Raw genomic sequence first — 16,544 nt, forward strand, 5'->3', positions numbered from 1 at the left:
TAAAGCAGTTGCTGGTAAGCGATGTAAGTTACCTAGGCAACTGCGTGTTTAGTAAGCAATCGGAGATTTTTATGACTTTCACTAGCGACTCAAAAACAAAAGAATTAGTAGAACAGTTTCGCCGCTTTGATGTCGATACACAGCTAGCCTTCCTGTGGTTCGGCTACCTAGACATCAAAGATCAACTGACACCAGCAAATCAAACTTCTGCACAAGACACCGCTGCAGCTTTGTACGACACAATCGTAGCACTACCCAAAGAACAACAGCTTCAAGCACAGCGCGATATCGTTGCTGGTGCAGATAGTGAGATTAGCCACGCCTATAAAGCTGTAAGCTCTAGCGCTAAGCTGGATCTGTGGTTAAGATTGGCACGGGCTATGGAAGATGGTACTGTTATTCAAGTACCTTCTGACTATGACTTGCCCGCTGAAACAAAGGACTTTGTGAATAAAATCAAAGGCTTGGATTTTGAGCAACGCATTGACTTTACTCGTAGCGTAGTTTTCGAGTACGGTGCTAAATAGTCATTCTAACTAGTCATTAAGCTATCACAAACCCGGTTTCTTGGAGAAAGCGGGTTTGTGTGCTTTTGAACTACTGACAGTTATTGTGTGTGTAATTTTTCCCATTCTGGGCGCAGAAGACCATATAGAATTAGGTCAAAGCGCTGTCCCTCACGCTGAATAAAGCTACGTTGGACACCCTCCTGGCGGAACCCTACTTTTTCATGTGCCTTGATCGAACGGATATTGTAGGCGATCGTAGATGATCCTACTCGGTAAAGGTTTAACTCTCGGAAAGCATATCCAAGAATAAGTTGCAAAGCATCTGTGCCATAGCCTTTACCCCAGTATGCGGGATCGGCGATCGCAATACCCAACGACCCAACCTGATGCATCCATTGGATTTGAAACAAGCCAACGCCGCCAATTAAGGTATCATCAGCCAAAGTTCGCAGACGGAAGTGGAAGCTGTTTGGTGAGTTGAGAACACTTGTTTCAAATTGTGTCCAGCCTTCAGGAGTTATAGGTTGCGCTGGATCATTATCCGCAACCCGCAGATACTCGTCATTCTCAGACCATTTAGCAAAATATTCGTTGTCCTCAGGTTTAGGTGCGGCGAGACGAACCAACTTGCCTGTAAAAAGAGGCTTGAATTCCATGTAAGATTCCTTTGTTGAGATGTCTTTGAGGTTGTAAATCAATACAAAAATTGCTCGCACCAGAAGCGGAGTGCGAACTCATACCAATTTGGGCTGTTTGGGAAACAGCTATCAGCCCAAAATGACGTTTTTACTCAATGACAGGCAACAAAGGCAATCCTTAGATTAAAATGTGATATGACATTTGTATTTCTTTTAACTGTAGCTTGTCAAGTCACTTGCTTATAAACCAGTCCATTTGAGTAATGAAAAGCGTGGATTGAACTTTAAAACCATAGATCCAGACAGATTAACACTAGTTATTTATCTGTGTCCATCTGTGTCCATCTGTGGTTCCATTTTCTTTATTCTTAACTTTTAGAACAATAGTTTAATAAACTTAAATTTTTATTGAAAATTTCATGCAAACAAAGTTTAAGTAAAAAAGTTAAGTATTATAACTTTGCCACAAAGCGACTTGCTGCCTTAGTTCCGACATATCTAAATGATTGCTAGCAAAAGCTTTGCGTAAAAGTGGGTAAGGAATAAATTCATCATACTTTTCAAGTTGTGGTGCTTCAGCATCACTGAGTAAATCTTCATTTTTTATTCTTTGTTCACATAAGGAAACAATTTCAGAATAAAGATATTCAATTTTTTTAGGAGCTAATTTAATGGTCAAAAAATAAGGATTATCGCCACTGATACCGCTAATTTCCAATGATTCGCGGCAAAAGCGGTTAAGCAACCTTTCTAAAGTACGGTAAGCGACAGTACCCATCCAAGGAAATATCCAGCACTTACCTTTTTCTAATTGCAAAATATTACGTTTATCTAGTCCAGCATCTCTTGCTAATTCACGAACTAACTGCAAACGCTTTAAAGCATTTTTTTGTAAGTAACTATACTCTACATCCTCAAACAGCACTTGTCTCATTCGTTGTAAAATTCTTGTATGAATGGTGCCACTACCACCCCGCCAATAAATACTAGCTTTACCCTCTACCTGCTTCACCAAAATAACTTTTCTTTTAAAATCAACATCTACAACTTCCCAAGTTTTCCCTGCTAATGCAAATGAATGCCCCACAGGAGACGGCATAACAATACTGCCAATTTCTGTAGTTCCGTACTTAACAAGATATTCCTGATTATCCGGAAATACAGCATAAAACTGAAATCTTCCTACCACTTTTTCCCCTGCCAAACCAATAATTAACTTACCTTGCTCGGTTAGGTAAATATGGTCAATATCAATTAAATAACGTAGCAAAAACTTAAAATCTTCTTGAGAAATAGCAGCAAAAGTTGGCAGACTTAAAACCTGTTTAGCAAGGGCAGCAGGTGAAAGTTCCCCTGTTGCTACTAAAATGCTCATCGTCTGATGATAAAGCAAACTCAAAGGATATTTTAAAGGCTTTATCGGTTCAATCCAACGCTCCTCCAAATAAAGTTGAATAACCGCAATACATTGCAAAAGTTGCCAAGGAATTTGTTCCGGTAACGATGCTTCAGGAGATACCTCCTCCTCAACACAAACAAATCGCATATCAGCAGCTTCACCTCTTCTTCCAGTACGTCCTAACCGCTGTAAAAAGCTAGCAACAGAAAAAGGCGATTCTAACTGAATAACTCGCTCTAAATAACCAATATCTATACCCAATTCTAAAGTCAACGTAGCAGCAGTCACCGCTGGATGATTGAGTTCACGCATAGCAGCTTCAGCCGCTTGACGCAAAGAGGCAGAGATACTGCCATGATGCACATGATAAATATCTGGATACCCCTCAACACCTGCAACTTGACGCAAACAAGCAATAACAGATTCCGTTTGCGATTTATTATTAGCAAAAATCAGACACTTCCGAGACTTACTTAAATTAAAAATATATCTATCATATGCACTTATACCTCCTTCTCTCTCCTCTTTTCCTCTCTCTGCGTTCTGTGCGCCTCTGCGGTTCGTTTCAGAAACATAAAAATGCTCCACAGCAAGTCTAATTTGACGCTTCCCTCCCTCAATCTTTGGAGTTATCACCAACTTATCAGTCCCAGAACGCAACCACTCCTCAGCCAATGAGTAATCACCGAGAGTCGCCGATAAACCAATTCTTCTAGGTTGTCTTTGCGTTACCCTTGCCAACCGTGCCAATTGACAAAGAATCTGACAACCCCGTTCCGAACCCATAAAAGCGTGAATTTCATCAATGATGACAAACCGCAAATCACCAAACAAACGTACTAACTCATTATGTTTATTAATTAACAAACTTTCTAAAGATTCCGGCGTAATTTGTAAAATGCCCTGAGATTCTTAAGAAGCTTCATTTTATGACTTTGGCTAACATCACCGTGCCAATGACAAACTGGGATATCCGCCTCTCTCAACAAATCATTCAGACGTTCAAATTGGTCATTAATTAAAGCTTTAATAGGACCAATATAAAGTGCGCCAATTGTATTAGAAGGATTTTCATGTAATAAAGTCAAAACTGGTAAAAAAGCTGCTTCTGTTTTCCCTGAAGCAGTCCCAGCAGCAATTAGCAAATGAGCATCACTGTCAAAAATAACTTTACAAGCTTCGATTTGAACTGCTCTTAATTCAGTCCAATTGTGATTGTAAATATATTCTTGGATAAAAGGAGCGAGTCTCGAAAATGTAGCATTGCTCATTTTGTAATTACACCTTAAGAGGATTAGCTTAACGTACCCTCTAAGTCTGTGTCCTCTATAGTTTTTTTATAAACTAAATTCCGCAACATCATCCTCATCTGCATCTGTATTTTTACCCAAAACGGTAGGTTTAAAATTAGCACCATGAATGAGTTCACCAAAAGAAATATTTGGATTTTGATAAGTATATTCAACACACCAGAAAATCTCGCACAATTTCACCTGGAGTCAGCAAAGCTTCTGCACCTAAGCGGTTAACAATCTCTTGGACAAAATCTTTCAATTCACGGCTTTTTAAAGCCTTTTCGTAACCAAAGTTAATCGCATGAATCTCTGTTAATCTTTGCAAAAGCGAGAGGATTTCTTCTTCTGTTAGTGTGTTAAGCCGCATCACTGGTGCCATATATTCCTGCACACCCGCTTGAGTCACAAAACGGCTTTCTTTTGTGCGTCTTCGCCAAGCAGCATCTGCAAAAAGCCCACGATTTGGGTCTTCTAAAAATCTTAGAGTACCACCAATAAAAAATGCCAAGATGCTCTGCTTTACACTGCATGGTATCGTTGAACATCCCCAACAGTCTGTTATAATTTTTTTCTCGCGTCACTGTAGGAGAGATCTGGTATAAATGTGCAGCTTCATCAAGCAGAATTAAAAGACCTTTATAACCAATTTCACCAACAAACTTAGCTATGAGTTTGATGTAGTCATACCAACTTTCATCATCAATGATGACGCACTCCTAGGGCGGCTTTTGCTTCAATCTTGGTTGTAAATTCGCCCCGCAGCCATCGTAGTGCGGCATTTTTTAAATCATCATTATCCAAGCGATAACCACGCCAATAGGCAACAATGACGGTGCCAAAATCAAATCCGTGAACTAAATCCTCAATATACTGAACAACTTCCCTATTTTTTCTTCAACTTTGTCATCAAAACCTTCGTCATTGGGACGCATTCCGGTTTCTTTGGCGACTTCTTGTTGGATTTTATTAATCCATCCTTCCAAGATGGAAACCAACGCACCACCATCTGGACGAGTTTTTGTGGCGAGGTGACTCATTAATTCTCGATATGTTGCCAACCCTTCGTTGTTGCTTCCTGCGAGTCGGCGTTCCCAGCATAAATCAGCATCAGCTACAACAAAACCTTGTTCCATAGCACGGTTGCGAAGCAGTTGCAGCATGAAACTTTTGCCTGAACCATAATTGCCAATAACGAAGCGAAATGCTGCTATCCCTTCTGCTATATCATCAAGATTTTGCAATAGGCTTTTGAGTTCTTGTTCGCGTCCTACTGCTATGTGTTCCAGCCCCACTCTGGGTACGACTCCTGCACCAAGAGAATTTATCAAAGCAGTTGATACTTTTTTCGAGATTTTGAGCTTTGTCATTTAGATTACTGCACCTCATTTTTCTCATTCCTACGAAAGGCGTGGGAAGGCATTCAGTAGGCTGTTGCTTCCTGTAATTTACCAAAGGTAGAGCCGTGAAAGCTTCTCCAGGCTGAAGTTGGGAATAAAAATATAATATAAAGATTTAATTTGATGAGGTTGCCCAGCCATTTTTCCTTCGTACATTGCAAGAATTTTTTTTACATTTGTCATATGTTCATGATAAATTTCTGGCGTTTCTGAATTTGGGTTAATTATTAATTCACCAATAGTATCAGTAGCACATTCATTAATAAAATCAATCAGTAAATTTGGCATTGTAATATTTTCTTCAGCAATCTTTTTAATAGCAGTATTAGGGTTACTCTGCTCTACAATAGCTTTTAATACCTGAATTGTATAAGCGGGTAGCTGTTCGATAAAATCAGCCCATTCTTCAGAAAAATTTTCTAACTGAGTTCCAGTTTCTATTGTTTCTAAGGATTCTATTAATTCAGAGAAAGGAAAAAAATCTTCGCTTGCTTCCTGTTCGTTTTCATTCAATTGTTCCTGAGTAGTCAGGGTTTCCATTTGATGAAGCAGTTCCCAAACTTGGCTTTGCAACTCATCGCGCTCCTCTTGCAAGACTGAGACTTGCCCTTGTAACTGTTGTAGTTGAGTTTGTTGTTGTGCAAGTTGGGTTTGTAAGGAATTCAGGCTTGATTCTATAAGTTCTTTCTCAACTTTTTTATCTAAAAGAAATTGCTTTTGCTGGTTTTCCTGAGCTTCTAACTCTTGTATCTGGACTCGTAACTCGTGTAATTTTTCTTCTAATTGAGGCTTTAATCTGTTGAGTAGAGTTAAGTTACTTTCTAATTCTTGTTTTTGCTGCTGAAGTTCACTGATTTGAGTTTGCAGTTGAGTGATTTCAGCACGCGAAACATTATGATTCAATTCTAAACGGCGTTTTTCTGCTGTTAGGGCAGAGAAGGAATTATTGAGTTCTACTTTGGATTGATCTAATGCATGAAGCTCATTTTTTAAATAGTTTATTTGTGCTTCTAACTGTTTTTTTTCTATAACGTAGGTGCTTAGCTCTCTATTAAGACTATCTCTTTGATTACGTCGTTCTAAGACTTGATTTTGCAGTTTGCTTGACTCCGCATACAATGAGGCGTTATGTGCTTCAATTTGATTCATTTCTGCGACAAAGCGCGACTTTAATCCCTCAAGGTCTCTAATTCGCCTTTGTAGGGAATCTAAAATGAGCATTTCATGATTTCTTCTTCTTTTATCTACAAATAATGCTGATAGATATGTCGCAGGTACAGTGATTACACCTGTGAGAAGGGCATTGCTAAAATTCCAGCTAAGGACGAGACTAAGACCAAAACTCACTCCAAAGGCAACTATACCTATAATAAGTCGATTGCTCACCGTTGCTGATTGCATATTGCTTGTCTTTAACATAGTCAAGTCGTCAACCTAAGCATTTTCTAAATTACTAAGCCTCACACTGTTACGCGTGAAAGCTATCGGTGTCATCATTTTCGTACAACAATAAAGAAAAATTAAAAATTAAAAATGAAATTTATCTATTTCATAATTCTGTGTTCGCTGGAGGGTGGGTTAAACTCGATAGTGTCAAATCTGCTTTCAAGAAATCAACAAATTGTCTTGCTGTTCTTCCAGAACGACCATTATGGCGAGTCGCCCACTGTAAAGCTTGGCGTTCCAAATCTTCCTGACTGATATCAATTCCAGCTTGTGCCGCAAGATGCCGGATAATTTGTAAGTAAGTTTTCTGATCAGCTCCTTCAAAAGTTAAGGTCAACCCAAAGCGATCGCTAAAAGAAAGTTTCTCTTGCATAGTATCCCATGCATGAATTTCTTCGTTGTCCTTGGGCGATGGTCTATCGGCAAAAAACTCTCGAATCAAGTGGCGGCGGTTGGAAGTAGCATATACAACAACGTTTTGCGGTCGTGCGGTTAAATTACCTTCCAAAACCACTTTAAGTGCTTTAAAAGCATCGTCATCTTCTTCAAAAGACAGGTCATCGACAAAGATGATAAATTTCTGTGGGACACCGCGCAACTGCTCCACAATTTTTGGTAAGTCTTTCAATTCAGATTTTGCCACTTCCAGTACGCGTAAGTTGCGATCGCTATACTCCTTCAACAAGGCTTTTACCAAAGAAGATTTTCCGGAACCGCGACTTCCGTAAAGTAAGACGTGTAGCGCCACCTGTCCAGATAATAAAAACTCTGTGTTTTTCAACAAAGCTTGTTTTTGCGACTCGTAACCCACGAGTTGACTCAACTCAACTGAATCAGGATAGCGTATTCCGATAAACTCCCCAGCTTGCCAACGCAAAGCCTTATACTCTGCAAATAAACCTGTACCAAATTGGCGATAATAAGCTGCCAATTCTTTCACAGCATCAGCCCAATTTTCCAACTGTTGTAGTTTCTCTAGGAGCGGTAATTCGTGAATTCCTGCTACTCTATCCTGCTCTACATACCACACAACTGGTGAAACGGGTAGATGAGCTACGGCTTGCACCCACTGACTCAAAGCAGCGCTGCTGCACTCATAAAGATTTTGCAACGCTTGTAAATCATGCTGAACTGCTGCTACTAGTGCAGGAGGTAAATTCTCAAATTCTTGCTGTTGAGCTAGCTGAGTAAAAGGATTATCTGCTCTCAGAATTTGAGTCATCAGATACTCCTCCCAGTTTTGATGTCTGGCAGCTAAGCACTTGAAGTAATTGCCGTATGCCTGGAGACAACTCTGCGCGTCCGCATCAGTGTAACGTATTGCTTGTAACAGGTCAAGATATGCAATCCCCACTTCGCCTTGGAGGACGGATTGGTAGAGTAAGAGGGACGCTGCTTGGCGCTGGAGATATTGGACCTTTGCGATTGCTCTATTATCCATCAATCAATCATGGTGATGTAGCTAAATAGCTATGGTAAATTGTCTGCTGATGCTTGCAGCAAAATCAAAATCTACATAGGTTTTAACAATGACTTTAGGTATTGTTGCAGCCCTTGCCTACGGCATCTTAGCTATTATCGGTGGCATCATTGGCTACCGTAAAGCGAATAGCAAAGTTTCTCTTATTAGTGGTATCATCAGTGGTTTACTACTGATGATTGCTGCTTTTGTCCATCTCCAAGGACAAACTTGGGGTTTGACGTTAGCAGCGGTGATCACTGCTGTTTTGATAGTTGTTTTTGGATTTCGACTGGTTAAAACACGCAAATTTATGCCTGCGGGATTCATGACTCTTTTAGGTGTGGTCGCACTAGCGACGATGGTAACTCAGCAGGCGGTACTGAGGTAACATAAGCTTACTCGTCATAACCATTCTCGGTTTTTGACATAGCTGCACTCTCCCTGCTCCACTCTCCCTGATCGAGGTTGTTCAATTAGTACATTTATATTATCTCAAAGTTGATTTTGTCACACCAAATCCGCATCTACAACCTCTATTTATCTTGGAGACTGGAAGCTGCACGCCGAACGGCAGATAGGTCGGGAGACCCCTTCTCAGTAGCAAAGACGCTACGCGTAAGTCCGCAGGACAGGCTGCGTCAACATGAACGCGAGTGCGTGCGCATGATTGCGCTCAGTGTGCGCTTTGCGCTTACGGGTATCTTCTATGTCCTATGCCTGCGCTAACGCCTGTGGCGTTAGCGCAAGCTCCTCCGGAGGAGGCACAACGTAGTGCGTCACGTTTACGTACACGCTCATAGATTTGTGCCTTCTTTCAAACACCAATGCTTACGCGTAGAGTAACACCCTACCTTAGCAATATTTGCTGTCAAGTTTTTTTTACTATTTTCAGAGTTTATTAAAATATGTTTCTCAGTTTAAGAAGAAGTAAAAACATTAGTTGTTCTGTTTATTAAAATATGTTTTTGATTTTAAGAAGAGGTAATTTTTTTTGTTGATTAGCATTTTTGGAAGTTTTCAAAAAATGTTGCATATACTACAGAAAATATAATTTTATTTTCAGTGAGAAAATGCCTAGTTTAAAAGCACAATCAGTGAGTTCTCTGAAGTCATTTCATACTTTACAAAAATGTAAGCTTTGCAATAGCGTTGCTGTAACAATTTCAGCGATTAGTCATTCTAAAAAGCAAGATTACAGCGTAACAAAATCATTGGTACGATCCGGAAGTCAACTCAGATGTCATGTACTTTAGGATGTCATCTAAAGGAGGGAGATAGGTTTGTTAATGTATATTTATCATCCAAAAGTTATCAGCAATTATTGACATCAAAATGCGAAGTTACAAAAGTTGATTTATAGACTTAACTATGTAGGCACAGACTTTTGAAAGATTTGGCTGAACGCTGACGCAAAATTTCAACCAATAGTAAAGGTAGCATTGCCATTTTGGCAGGTTCATTTTAGAAAAATCGGATATTAGTAGATTGTGTCAATCGTTATTGATACTCGCATGCTTGTTGCTATCTACTGAAAACTCTTGAAGCAAAACCAATACTGAAATAGCGGATTATCCAACCAATCTTACGCTATAGGAAATAATACATGGTACTTTCACTATCTTCTCATAATGTTATCCAGTATCTGCATAAAGTAGGTCTGTGTAGCTCAGAAGAAGGCGTATATGCCGATTCTGAATTACCGCTAAGTAGCATTAAAAATTGCAATTTACTTGTGAATTTGACGGCAAATAACAAGCTGCTGGTTAAACAGGAACGATACATTAATAATGATGCCAACTCCCATGAGTTTTTCAATGAATGGCTGTTTCACCAATTGCTTCAGCAGTTTCCAGTTTTAGGAAATATTCCTGCGATCGCATCTTTATTAGTGCATTTTGATGAAGAAAAATCTATTCTTGTTCGCAATTACCTAAAGGAATATTTTGAAGTAGCAAGTTTTTATCAAAAAGATTTTTCCTTTCCCAAAGCAATTGCAAGTGCTATTGGCACTAGCTTGGGAGCGCTGCATCGTGCTACTTTTAATCGCCGAGAATATCGTGATTTTATGGCAACTGCTCCTCAGGGACAGTTTCGCTATCAATTTTATAATCCAGCGCAAGGAATAGGGTCAATTGGCTCTGAGATTTTTGGCAATGTTCCCACAGAAGCACTGAAATTCTACGTTCTTTATCAACATTATGAAAGTTTGGAAGCCGCAATTGCAGAATTGGCATACGAATGGAATCCCTGCTGCTTAACTCATAATGATTTAAAATTGGAAAATATTTTAGTCCATTCAAGGTGGGATCAGTTAGATAATTGCCTTGTACGACTCATTGACTGGGAAGCTTGTGCTTGGGGAGATCCTGCTTTTGATTTGGGAACTTTAGTAGCAAGCTATTTGAAAATTTGGTTAGAAAGTCTAGTGGTAGATCCCACCATCGAGTTAGAAGAATCTTTGCTTCTAGCAGCGGTACCATTGGAAGTTCTCCAACCCTCAATAATAGCCCTAACTCTGGCTTATCTTGATGCTTTCCCAATGATTCTTGAGTATCATGGTGACTTTGTTCAACGAGTTATTCAGTTTGCGGGTTTAGTTCTGATTCATCAAATTGAGTCAAAAATTAAGCATCACAAATACTTTGATAACTCAAGTATTTGTATGCTCCAAGTTGCTAAAAGTTTACTCACCAAACCGCAAGAGTCTGTGCTGACTGTTTTCGGTATTGCAGAGTCAGAAATTATAAAACATTTTGTCAACTTCGCTCAATTCTCTCAGCCAGAAACAGAAAATAACTTGCTTCGCCTTTATTACGACAAAACTCGTTTGCGTGGTTGTTAATACGAGAAGGTGACGATAATGGAGAAGTCAATAAATAATCAACTTCTTACAAAAGTATGATTTGGATATTTATAACCGCAGATGCAGGCAGATAAATTATCTGTGTCTATCTGTGTCCATCTGTGGTTTAATTTTCCAAAAATTGCCAAAAAATTTCATTTCGCACTTTTGTTTAATTACTACCCTCCCTCAATACTCGCGCTCGTCGCAAAGCGTCCCGTGAGGGATACGCTCTCTACCTTGAACTCTCATTTAATAAGCTCCAATAATGCTAGAGTCTTCTACCAAACCACTGCTAAATTCTCTATTAGATATTGCTAGCAATATCCAAATTGAATCTAACTTTTGCATTCGCCACCCTAAATATCAACCCTTTGCTCTACCAGCCAAAATAGCAGAGCGATTTCGGAAAAATTCGCCAGCATTACAACACAAGTATCTTGCTCTACTTTTGCGAAATTTCCTTCACGGGATTTACTACAATGGATCGCTACAAACCACATTGTCACTTGATGGTGATGCGAGTGATAACTTAGCATACAAAAACCTGGAGAGCCATTCGATTTTGGAGATTGATTGGCAATTTTACGAGCAATTACATACCAGCAATCACGGTATAGGTTACTTTGATCCTGGTTGGCAGGTGTTGCGACGGGAACCAGATGGTAGTATTGCAGTTACCAAAGGCGGTTTGTCATTGTATGTTGAGTACAATAGCAACCTAGAAGCATCAACGCAGACCGCCAAAGTAGGAGAGTATATTAATATCTGGATGCCTAAAAACCGGCTGGAAAACGGCTTTTACGTAGCGGTTAGTAATGTCGGACAGGATTTGCAGGTTCACCCAGATGCTGATTTAGGCGTAGGGCGGATTTACTTTAATGTCACTCCATTTGGTGCGATCGCCCTCATGAACAGCCTCACACAGCAACTGAACGCTGCTGGAATTCCTTTTAATTTTCAGGTTTTACATAATCCATTAGCCTATGGGCGCTACGACTCAGGAGTGCTGTGCTTTGAACGCGAAGACTACCCAGCAGTGCGAAAAGTCCTTCAGGCTGTCTATGCAGACTATCAATCGCATTTTCACAAAGAAATCCCCTTATTTACCAAATTTTTGGCACCTGGGCTAGGTTTAGCTGAAGAAGTCAGCCAAAAATTTGCAGCACAGGAAAGTTTTGGAATGAACCGATGTCAAATTGTAGCTAATGCTTTGTTGGAAGTTTGGCAACAAGGTAACAATTCAACGCATGAGCGAATGAGGGCAATTGAGCTACATTTTACTCGGTTCGGCATTGATTTACAGCGTCCCTACCTCAATCCTTACTCTGAGGATATTTACTACGAACTAAACTGATAAAACCAATCGTTGCGGTAAAATTATTTACTATAGCGGGCAAATAGACTGCTATATATTTTTTAATTTTGAATTTTTCAAAATGCCTTTTACTTATAATCGCACTGTTCGGTTTCAAGATACTGATGCTGCTGGAGTCGTTTACTTTGCTAATATCTTGGCTATTTGTCATGAAGCTTATGAAGAGTCTCTAGTTGCATCTGGCATTAACCTCAAAGATTTTTTCACCAATCCATCTGTGGCTTTTCCCATTGTTCATACTAGTGTGGATTTTTTCCGTCCGCTGTATTGTGGGGACAATTCCGTTATTAGATTAATGCCACAACAGCTTAGTGTTGATAGGTTTGAAGTAGCTTATGAAGTCATAGTTGGTGAGGTGGTGGCTGCTAAAGCAGTGACTCGACACGTTTGTATTGAGACAAATAGCAGAACGAAAACAGAGTTACCAGAAGAAATGACGCAATGGTTGGAAGCGAACCGCCGAGGCGCAGAGAGCGTAGAGAGAAGAAAGTCAAGAGAGGTTCTTTGAAAGAGTTAGGAAACGAACCGCCCTACGCCGTACCCGAAGGGAGCGCTCTGCGCTCAGGCGCATGCCCGAAGGGCTTTAGACGCCAAGAACGCCAAGAAGAAGAGAGGTTATTAAAGAGAGTTTTGAAGAAAACTTGTGGCTATTTGCTGTAGCTGTTGGCGATTGATTTTGCCTTGAGAGTTGCGAGGTAGGGTTTGTACAGGAATCCAATGTTTGGGAATTTTAAATTTGCTAAGTTTCTGTTTTAGGAGATTTCGGATTTCTAAATCAGAAGTCTTCGAGTTTTTCGGAATGTAAATTGCTGTGACTGCTTGTCCCCAAAGTTTATCTGGTATGCCGATGACACAAACATCTGCTACCATTTGTGTTGCTCTAATGGTTGATTCAATTTCGATTGGATAGACATTTTCCCCGCCTGTAATGATTTTTTCGCTGTTACGTCCAACGATATGTAAATAACCTTGGTTATCTAAAAATCCCAAATCATCTACTCGCAAATATTCCTGATTATCCCAAGTATTAGGATAATAGCCTAAAGCTAGAGATTGAGAATAAATTGTGATATTTCCTATTTGATTTGAATTCAATTCCTCGCCTTGCTCATTGCAAATTTTTACAGAGGCATGGGGAAGGACTTGAGTACAGCTATCTTTCCCATTAAGAAAATCATCGGGTTTGAGGGTAGCAATTTGTGAGGCAGTTTCTGTCATGCCATAGGTCGGAGCTAATCGGATGTTATAATATCTTGCTTTTTCTAAAAGTTCGTTCCAAGCTGGCGCACCTCCCAAAAGTACGGTTTGAAATTGGGATAACCACTCAGTTAATTCTGAATTTTGTAGAAGACGCTGTAACTGTGTTGGTACTAAAGAAATACAAAAATTTGATGGTTCAATAGTGCTTATTTGATTTTTTATTTGACCAGATTCTAAGTCTTTAAATAGCTGAATAACGAGTCTTCCACCAGTCGTGAAGGAGCGCATAAATTGCATTAAACCGCTGACATGATAAAGCGGTAATACGCAAAATGAATTAACTTGATTGAGCGAAAAATGTTCTGTAAATCCTTTTACGGATGCCATTAAAGTTTCCCAGGTATGAATGGCAAACTTCATCTTTCCCGATGAACCACCAGTGGGAATCATGATGAATGCTGAGTCAGGAGATGAGGAGGTGGGGAGGTGGGGAGATAAAATTTTTGAATTTTGAATTTTGTAGACGCCCCTTGGGCGGTGAGACAGCGCTGCAGGAGGGTTTCCCTCCGTAGGCGACTGCGTTCGCCCTTGGCGTGCCGCAGGCATACCCGAAGGGCTTCCCGCAGAGTATTTTGAATTGTTTTGTCCCCAATTTCTTGTCCCTAGTCCCCAAATTAAATCTGGGTTGACTAAATCAAAAACCTGTTGCCATTCTTGTTTTCCCCAATCGGGATTGCAAAGAAAAACCGGACAACGAGCAGCACAAGCGGCGAGAAACCCTGCTAAAAACCGCACTGGATCGCGTTCAGCTAGGAGAATTTTCAGTGGTGTGCCTCGATAATATGAAAACTGGGTTAATTCTAAATACAGTTGTTCGCTTAACTGGGCAAATAAATCCCTATCATCACAAATTAACCAGTCTTGAGGTAGAGGCTGGTAAAATGTTTGCTGCACAATATTTTCTAAAGTTTTTTCCATAAATCTTCTGGCAAAGTTTCTTCTTGGGCAAACCAATGGTTGACACCAAAACCTACTGCTCTGTTACCCTGAGATAATTCAGCGGCTAGCTGGAGTGCTGCTTGTCTACCAATTGTGGTTTCAAAAACGGATGAAAAGACAGCATCAATTTTATGCTGCTGACAAAACTGACGCAGGCGAGATGGTGAACCGACTATCCCAGGCTTAATTACAAAAATTCCTCGCCAACCTTGTTTGAAGCATCTGGTTAGTTGGTTAAGTGTGGCGACAGACTCATCTAGGGCGATCGCCGTTTTATAGTCATGACTTAACTCCAACATCGCCTCAAATTGATCCACAGACAAAGGCTGTTCAATAAATTCAATTTCTAGGGATAATTCATCATTTACCTTGATATTGTCGCAAGCCCGCAGCCATAAATTAGCTTCTTTAAGCTTGAGTCCGCCATTGGCATCTAATCGTAGTTTTGCAGAGGCTGGCAAAGTTTGAGTGAGTCGTTCCAAAATTTCCAGTTCTTGAACAATGGGATAAACAGCTATCTTCCACTTAAAGGTACGATATCCCTCCTTCCACAGCTTCTGCCACCCCTCTAGCGCCGCTTCTCCAGCTGGTAACAAACCACTGTAGCAAAAAAACTTGGCGTTCTTGGCGTCTTGGCGGTTCGTTTCCCAAGCGGACTCAAACCCAAATTGACACGCGGGTAATTGATCCGGGATAGAGAAAATCATCTCTTGTGTGATTTCCTCTGAAAGCTCGTGGCAAAATTCTAGAGCTTGTTCTAGAGTTTCCGAACCAAACCAGCTGATGGGTGCAATTTCCCCCCAGCCGATTTTTCCTGTTTCATCGGTGAGACGCAGGATAATACCTTCGCGAATATCCCAGGTTCCGTGACTTGTAGTCAGCGGTTTGAGAAATCTCTGCTGATAAGGACGAAACTCAAATCGATACTGCATCAAAAGCCTGCAAGTAAAAATCCCAAACCCAACAGCAAGCAACTCCAAAAATGTACTGATACGGCAATGAATTTACAGTTACTCACTTTTTCCGGCTGGTTATGATTTTGCTGAACATGACTACATAACTTTCGGGCAAAGGGTAAACTCGCAAAACTTAGTAAAGTCCACACGGGGAAAATTCCACAAACCACAAACAGCAAAGTTAGGGCATAAATGCTACCAGTAAACCAAGTTAACAACTGAGCCGCTTTTTGTGTTCCTATGCGGACAATTGGGGAACGTTTTCCTGCTGCTATATCATCCTCAACTTGATGAAAGTGCGAACAAAACAAAATTAAGCTTGTAGCGATTCCAACAATCACCGAAGCAGCCAAACTCATCGTTGACCAGCTAGCCGTTTGACTGTAGTATGCTGCTCCTATAGCCAAGGGACCAAAGGCAAAAAAGCAAATGATTTCCCCTAAACCCTGGTACCCTAGACGAAAGGGAGGTCCTTGGTAAGTGTAGCCCAAAGCACAACAAAGCAAAATTATTCCGATTACGGTTAAGTCTTGTTGCCACCAAGCTATTGCTAATATTCCCAGTAAACCCAGACCTAAAAATACATTTCCCAGCCAAAATATTAATAGCTTATTGCCTGTTAAATTCACTAAAGAATGGTGTTTATTTTTGTCAATCCCTGTTTCAGAATCAAAGACATCATTACTGAGATTTTCCCAAGCCAGGATAAAAATTGCAGCGACTGAGAAAGTAGAAAAAACTGCTCCATGAAATATTTTAGTTTCCGCAAATGCGATCGCCGTTCCTACCCAGATGGGCATAAGAGCAACGCTATACATTGGCGGTTTTATTGCCGCCATCCATAACTTAGTGTTGGGATAAGAAATCAGCTTTGTAGTCATCAGTCGTGAGTAATGAAATTGCCAACAACTTTTTCAGCAAAAGTTCTTATGGTTTGTAAATACACCATATACAGACAACACATTTAAAAAAGTCGTCTCTGTAAGAGTGAAGCATTAGTCAGGTGCATTAACGCACTTAACC

The 16,544-nt window shown here is 40.3% G+C and carries 14 protein-coding genes and 1 pseudogene; 6 read left to right on the forward strand and 9 right to left on the reverse strand.

Annotation, left to right across the window (positions count from 1 at the left end; genetic code table 11):
* Positions 1-71: 71 nt before the first annotated feature.
* Complete coding sequence (locus V5G28_RS13660) at positions 72-527, forward strand: orange carotenoid protein N-terminal domain-containing protein (protein WP_332988604.1); 456 nt, start codon at positions 72-74, stop codon at positions 525-527.
* An 80-nt stretch (positions 528-607) separates the two neighbouring features.
* On the opposite strand, the gene V5G28_RS13665 is transcribed toward V5G28_RS13660, so the two are convergent.
* The 6 genes and pseudogenes from V5G28_RS13665 to V5G28_RS13685 all read right to left on the reverse strand — a co-directional run bounded on the left by V5G28_RS13665 (position 608) and on the right by V5G28_RS13685 (position 7,906).
* Positions 608-1,165 (reverse strand): GNAT family N-acetyltransferase, encoded by a 558-nt coding sequence (locus V5G28_RS13665; RefSeq protein ID WP_332988606.1) that lies wholly within the window; start codon positions 1,163-1,165, stop codon positions 608-610.
* A gap of 427 nt (positions 1,166-1,592) precedes the next feature.
* The gene (locus V5G28_RS13670; RefSeq protein WP_442994262.1) at positions 1,593-3,413 is read right to left on the reverse strand and encodes a helicase-related protein; all 1,821 of its coding nucleotides are present in this window, start codon (positions 3,411-3,413) and stop codon (positions 1,593-1,595) included.
* A gap of 5 nt (positions 3,414-3,418) precedes the next feature.
* Entirely contained in the window at positions 3,419-3,817 is a 399-nt protein-coding gene (locus V5G28_RS36715) for a DEAD/DEAH box helicase (protein WP_442994263.1), read from the reverse strand.
* 66 nt (positions 3,818-3,883) lie between these two features.
* Positions 3,884-5,208, reverse strand: a pseudogene (locus V5G28_RS13675) (ATP-binding protein).
* 78 nt (positions 5,209-5,286) lie between these two features.
* Positions 5,287-6,639 carry a tellurite resistance TerB C-terminal domain-containing protein gene (locus tag V5G28_RS13680; RefSeq protein WP_336230560.1) on the reverse strand — a complete coding sequence of 451 codons (1,353 nt, stop codon included), beginning with the start codon at positions 6,637-6,639 and terminating at the stop codon, positions 5,287-5,289.
* 148 nt (positions 6,640-6,787) lie between these two features.
* Positions 6,788-7,906, reverse strand: a complete 1,119-nt coding sequence (locus tag V5G28_RS13685) for an ATP-binding protein (protein WP_332988609.1) — start codon at positions 7,904-7,906, stop codon at positions 6,788-6,790.
* A gap of 56 nt (positions 7,907-7,962) precedes the next feature.
* Here V5G28_RS13685 and V5G28_RS13690 point away from each other — a divergent pair, with 56 nt between their 5' ends.
* The 5 genes from V5G28_RS13690 to V5G28_RS13710 all read left to right on the forward strand — a co-directional run bounded on the left by V5G28_RS13690 (position 7,963) and on the right by V5G28_RS13710 (position 12,874).
* On the forward strand, positions 7,963-8,154 hold the full coding sequence (locus V5G28_RS13690) for a hypothetical protein (RefSeq protein WP_332988612.1): 192 nt from the start codon (positions 7,963-7,965) through the stop codon (positions 8,152-8,154).
* A gap of 59 nt (positions 8,155-8,213) precedes the next feature.
* A complete protein-coding gene (locus V5G28_RS13695; RefSeq protein WP_332988614.1) occupies positions 8,214-8,534 on the forward strand; it encodes a TMEM14 family protein in 321 nt (106 codons plus the stop codon).
* A 1,215-nt stretch (positions 8,535-9,749) separates the two neighbouring features.
* Entirely contained in the window at positions 9,750-10,988 is a 1,239-nt protein-coding gene (locus V5G28_RS13700; protein ID WP_332988616.1) for an aminoglycoside phosphotransferase family protein, read from the forward strand.
* A gap of 268 nt (positions 10,989-11,256) precedes the next feature.
* Positions 11,257-12,345 (forward strand): T3SS effector HopA1 family protein, encoded by a 1,089-nt coding sequence (locus tag V5G28_RS13705; protein WP_332988618.1) that lies wholly within the window; start codon positions 11,257-11,259, stop codon positions 12,343-12,345.
* Positions 12,346-12,427: 82 nt separating this feature from the next.
* Positions 12,428-12,874: an acyl-CoA thioesterase gene (locus V5G28_RS13710; protein WP_332988620.1), complete on the forward strand. Its 447-nt coding sequence runs from the start codon at positions 12,428-12,430 to the stop codon at positions 12,872-12,874.
* Between the two features lie 110 nt (positions 12,875-12,984).
* Here V5G28_RS13710 and V5G28_RS13715 read toward each other — a convergent pair whose 3' ends face one another.
* The 3 genes from V5G28_RS13715 to menA are packed head-to-tail and all read right to left on the reverse strand — an operon-like array spanning position 12,985 to position 16,402.
* Positions 12,985-14,544 carry a 2-succinylbenzoate--CoA ligase gene (locus V5G28_RS13715; RefSeq protein WP_332988622.1) on the reverse strand — a complete coding sequence of 520 codons (1,560 nt, stop codon included), beginning with the start codon at positions 14,542-14,544 and terminating at the stop codon, positions 12,985-12,987.
* Complete coding sequence (locus tag V5G28_RS13720) at positions 14,529-15,497, reverse strand: o-succinylbenzoate synthase (RefSeq protein WP_332988624.1); 969 nt, start codon at positions 15,495-15,497, stop codon at positions 14,529-14,531. The genes V5G28_RS13715 and V5G28_RS13720 overlap by 16 nt, the downstream gene beginning before the upstream one ends.
* Positions 15,497-16,402, reverse strand: coding sequence for a 2-carboxy-1,4-naphthoquinone phytyltransferase (gene menA / locus V5G28_RS13725; protein WP_332988626.1), 906 nt, complete (start codon positions 16,400-16,402; stop codon positions 15,497-15,499). Before menA ends, V5G28_RS13720 begins: the two co-directional genes overlap by 1 nt.
* Positions 16,403-16,544: the final 142 nt, after the last annotated feature.

It is taken from the genome of Scytonema sp. PRP1, from assembly GCF_036697665.2.
Classification (GTDB): domain Bacteria; phylum Cyanobacteriota; class Cyanobacteriia; order Cyanobacteriales; family Nostocaceae; genus Kalymmatonema; species Kalymmatonema gypsitolerans.

What these genes read in the sequence shown, in the direction of transcription:
- V5G28_RS13660 (WP_332988604.1), top strand. Translation starts at nt 72, where the DNA reads ATGACTTTCACTAGCGACTCAAAAACAAAAGAATTAGTAGAACAGTTT.
- V5G28_RS13665 (WP_332988606.1), bottom strand. Translation starts at nt 1,165, where the DNA reads ATGGAATTCAAGCCTCTTTTTACAGGCAAGTTGGTTCGTCTCGCCGCA.
- V5G28_RS36715 (WP_442994263.1), bottom strand. Translation starts at nt 3,817, where the DNA reads ATGAGCAATGCTACATTTTCGAGACTCGCTCCTTTTATCCAAGAATAT.
- V5G28_RS13680 (WP_336230560.1), bottom strand. Translation starts at nt 6,639, where the DNA reads ATGCAATCAGCAACGGTGAGCAATCGACTTATTATAGGTATAGTTGCC.
- V5G28_RS13685 (WP_332988609.1), bottom strand. Translation starts at nt 7,906, where the DNA reads ATGACTCAAATTCTGAGAGCAGATAATCCTTTTACTCAGCTAGCTCAA.
- V5G28_RS13690 (WP_332988612.1), top strand. Translation starts at nt 7,963, where the DNA reads ATGCCTGGAGACAACTCTGCGCGTCCGCATCAGTGTAACGTATTGCTT.
- V5G28_RS13695 (WP_332988614.1), top strand. Translation starts at nt 8,214, where the DNA reads ATGACTTTAGGTATTGTTGCAGCCCTTGCCTACGGCATCTTAGCTATT.
- V5G28_RS13700 (WP_332988616.1), top strand. Translation starts at nt 9,750, where the DNA reads ATGGTACTTTCACTATCTTCTCATAATGTTATCCAGTATCTGCATAAA.
- V5G28_RS13705 (WP_332988618.1), top strand. Translation starts at nt 11,257, where the DNA reads ATGCTAGAGTCTTCTACCAAACCACTGCTAAATTCTCTATTAGATATT.
- V5G28_RS13710 (WP_332988620.1), top strand. Translation starts at nt 12,428, where the DNA reads ATGCCTTTTACTTATAATCGCACTGTTCGGTTTCAAGATACTGATGCT.
- V5G28_RS13715 (WP_332988622.1), bottom strand. Translation starts at nt 14,544, where the DNA reads ATGGAAAAAACTTTAGAAAATATTGTGCAGCAAACATTTTACCAGCCT.
- V5G28_RS13720 (WP_332988624.1), bottom strand. Translation starts at nt 15,497, where the DNA reads ATGCAGTATCGATTTGAGTTTCGTCCTTATCAGCAGAGATTTCTCAAA.
- menA (WP_332988626.1), bottom strand. Translation starts at nt 16,402, where the DNA reads ATGACTACAAAGCTGATTTCTTATCCCAACACTAAGTTATGGATGGCG.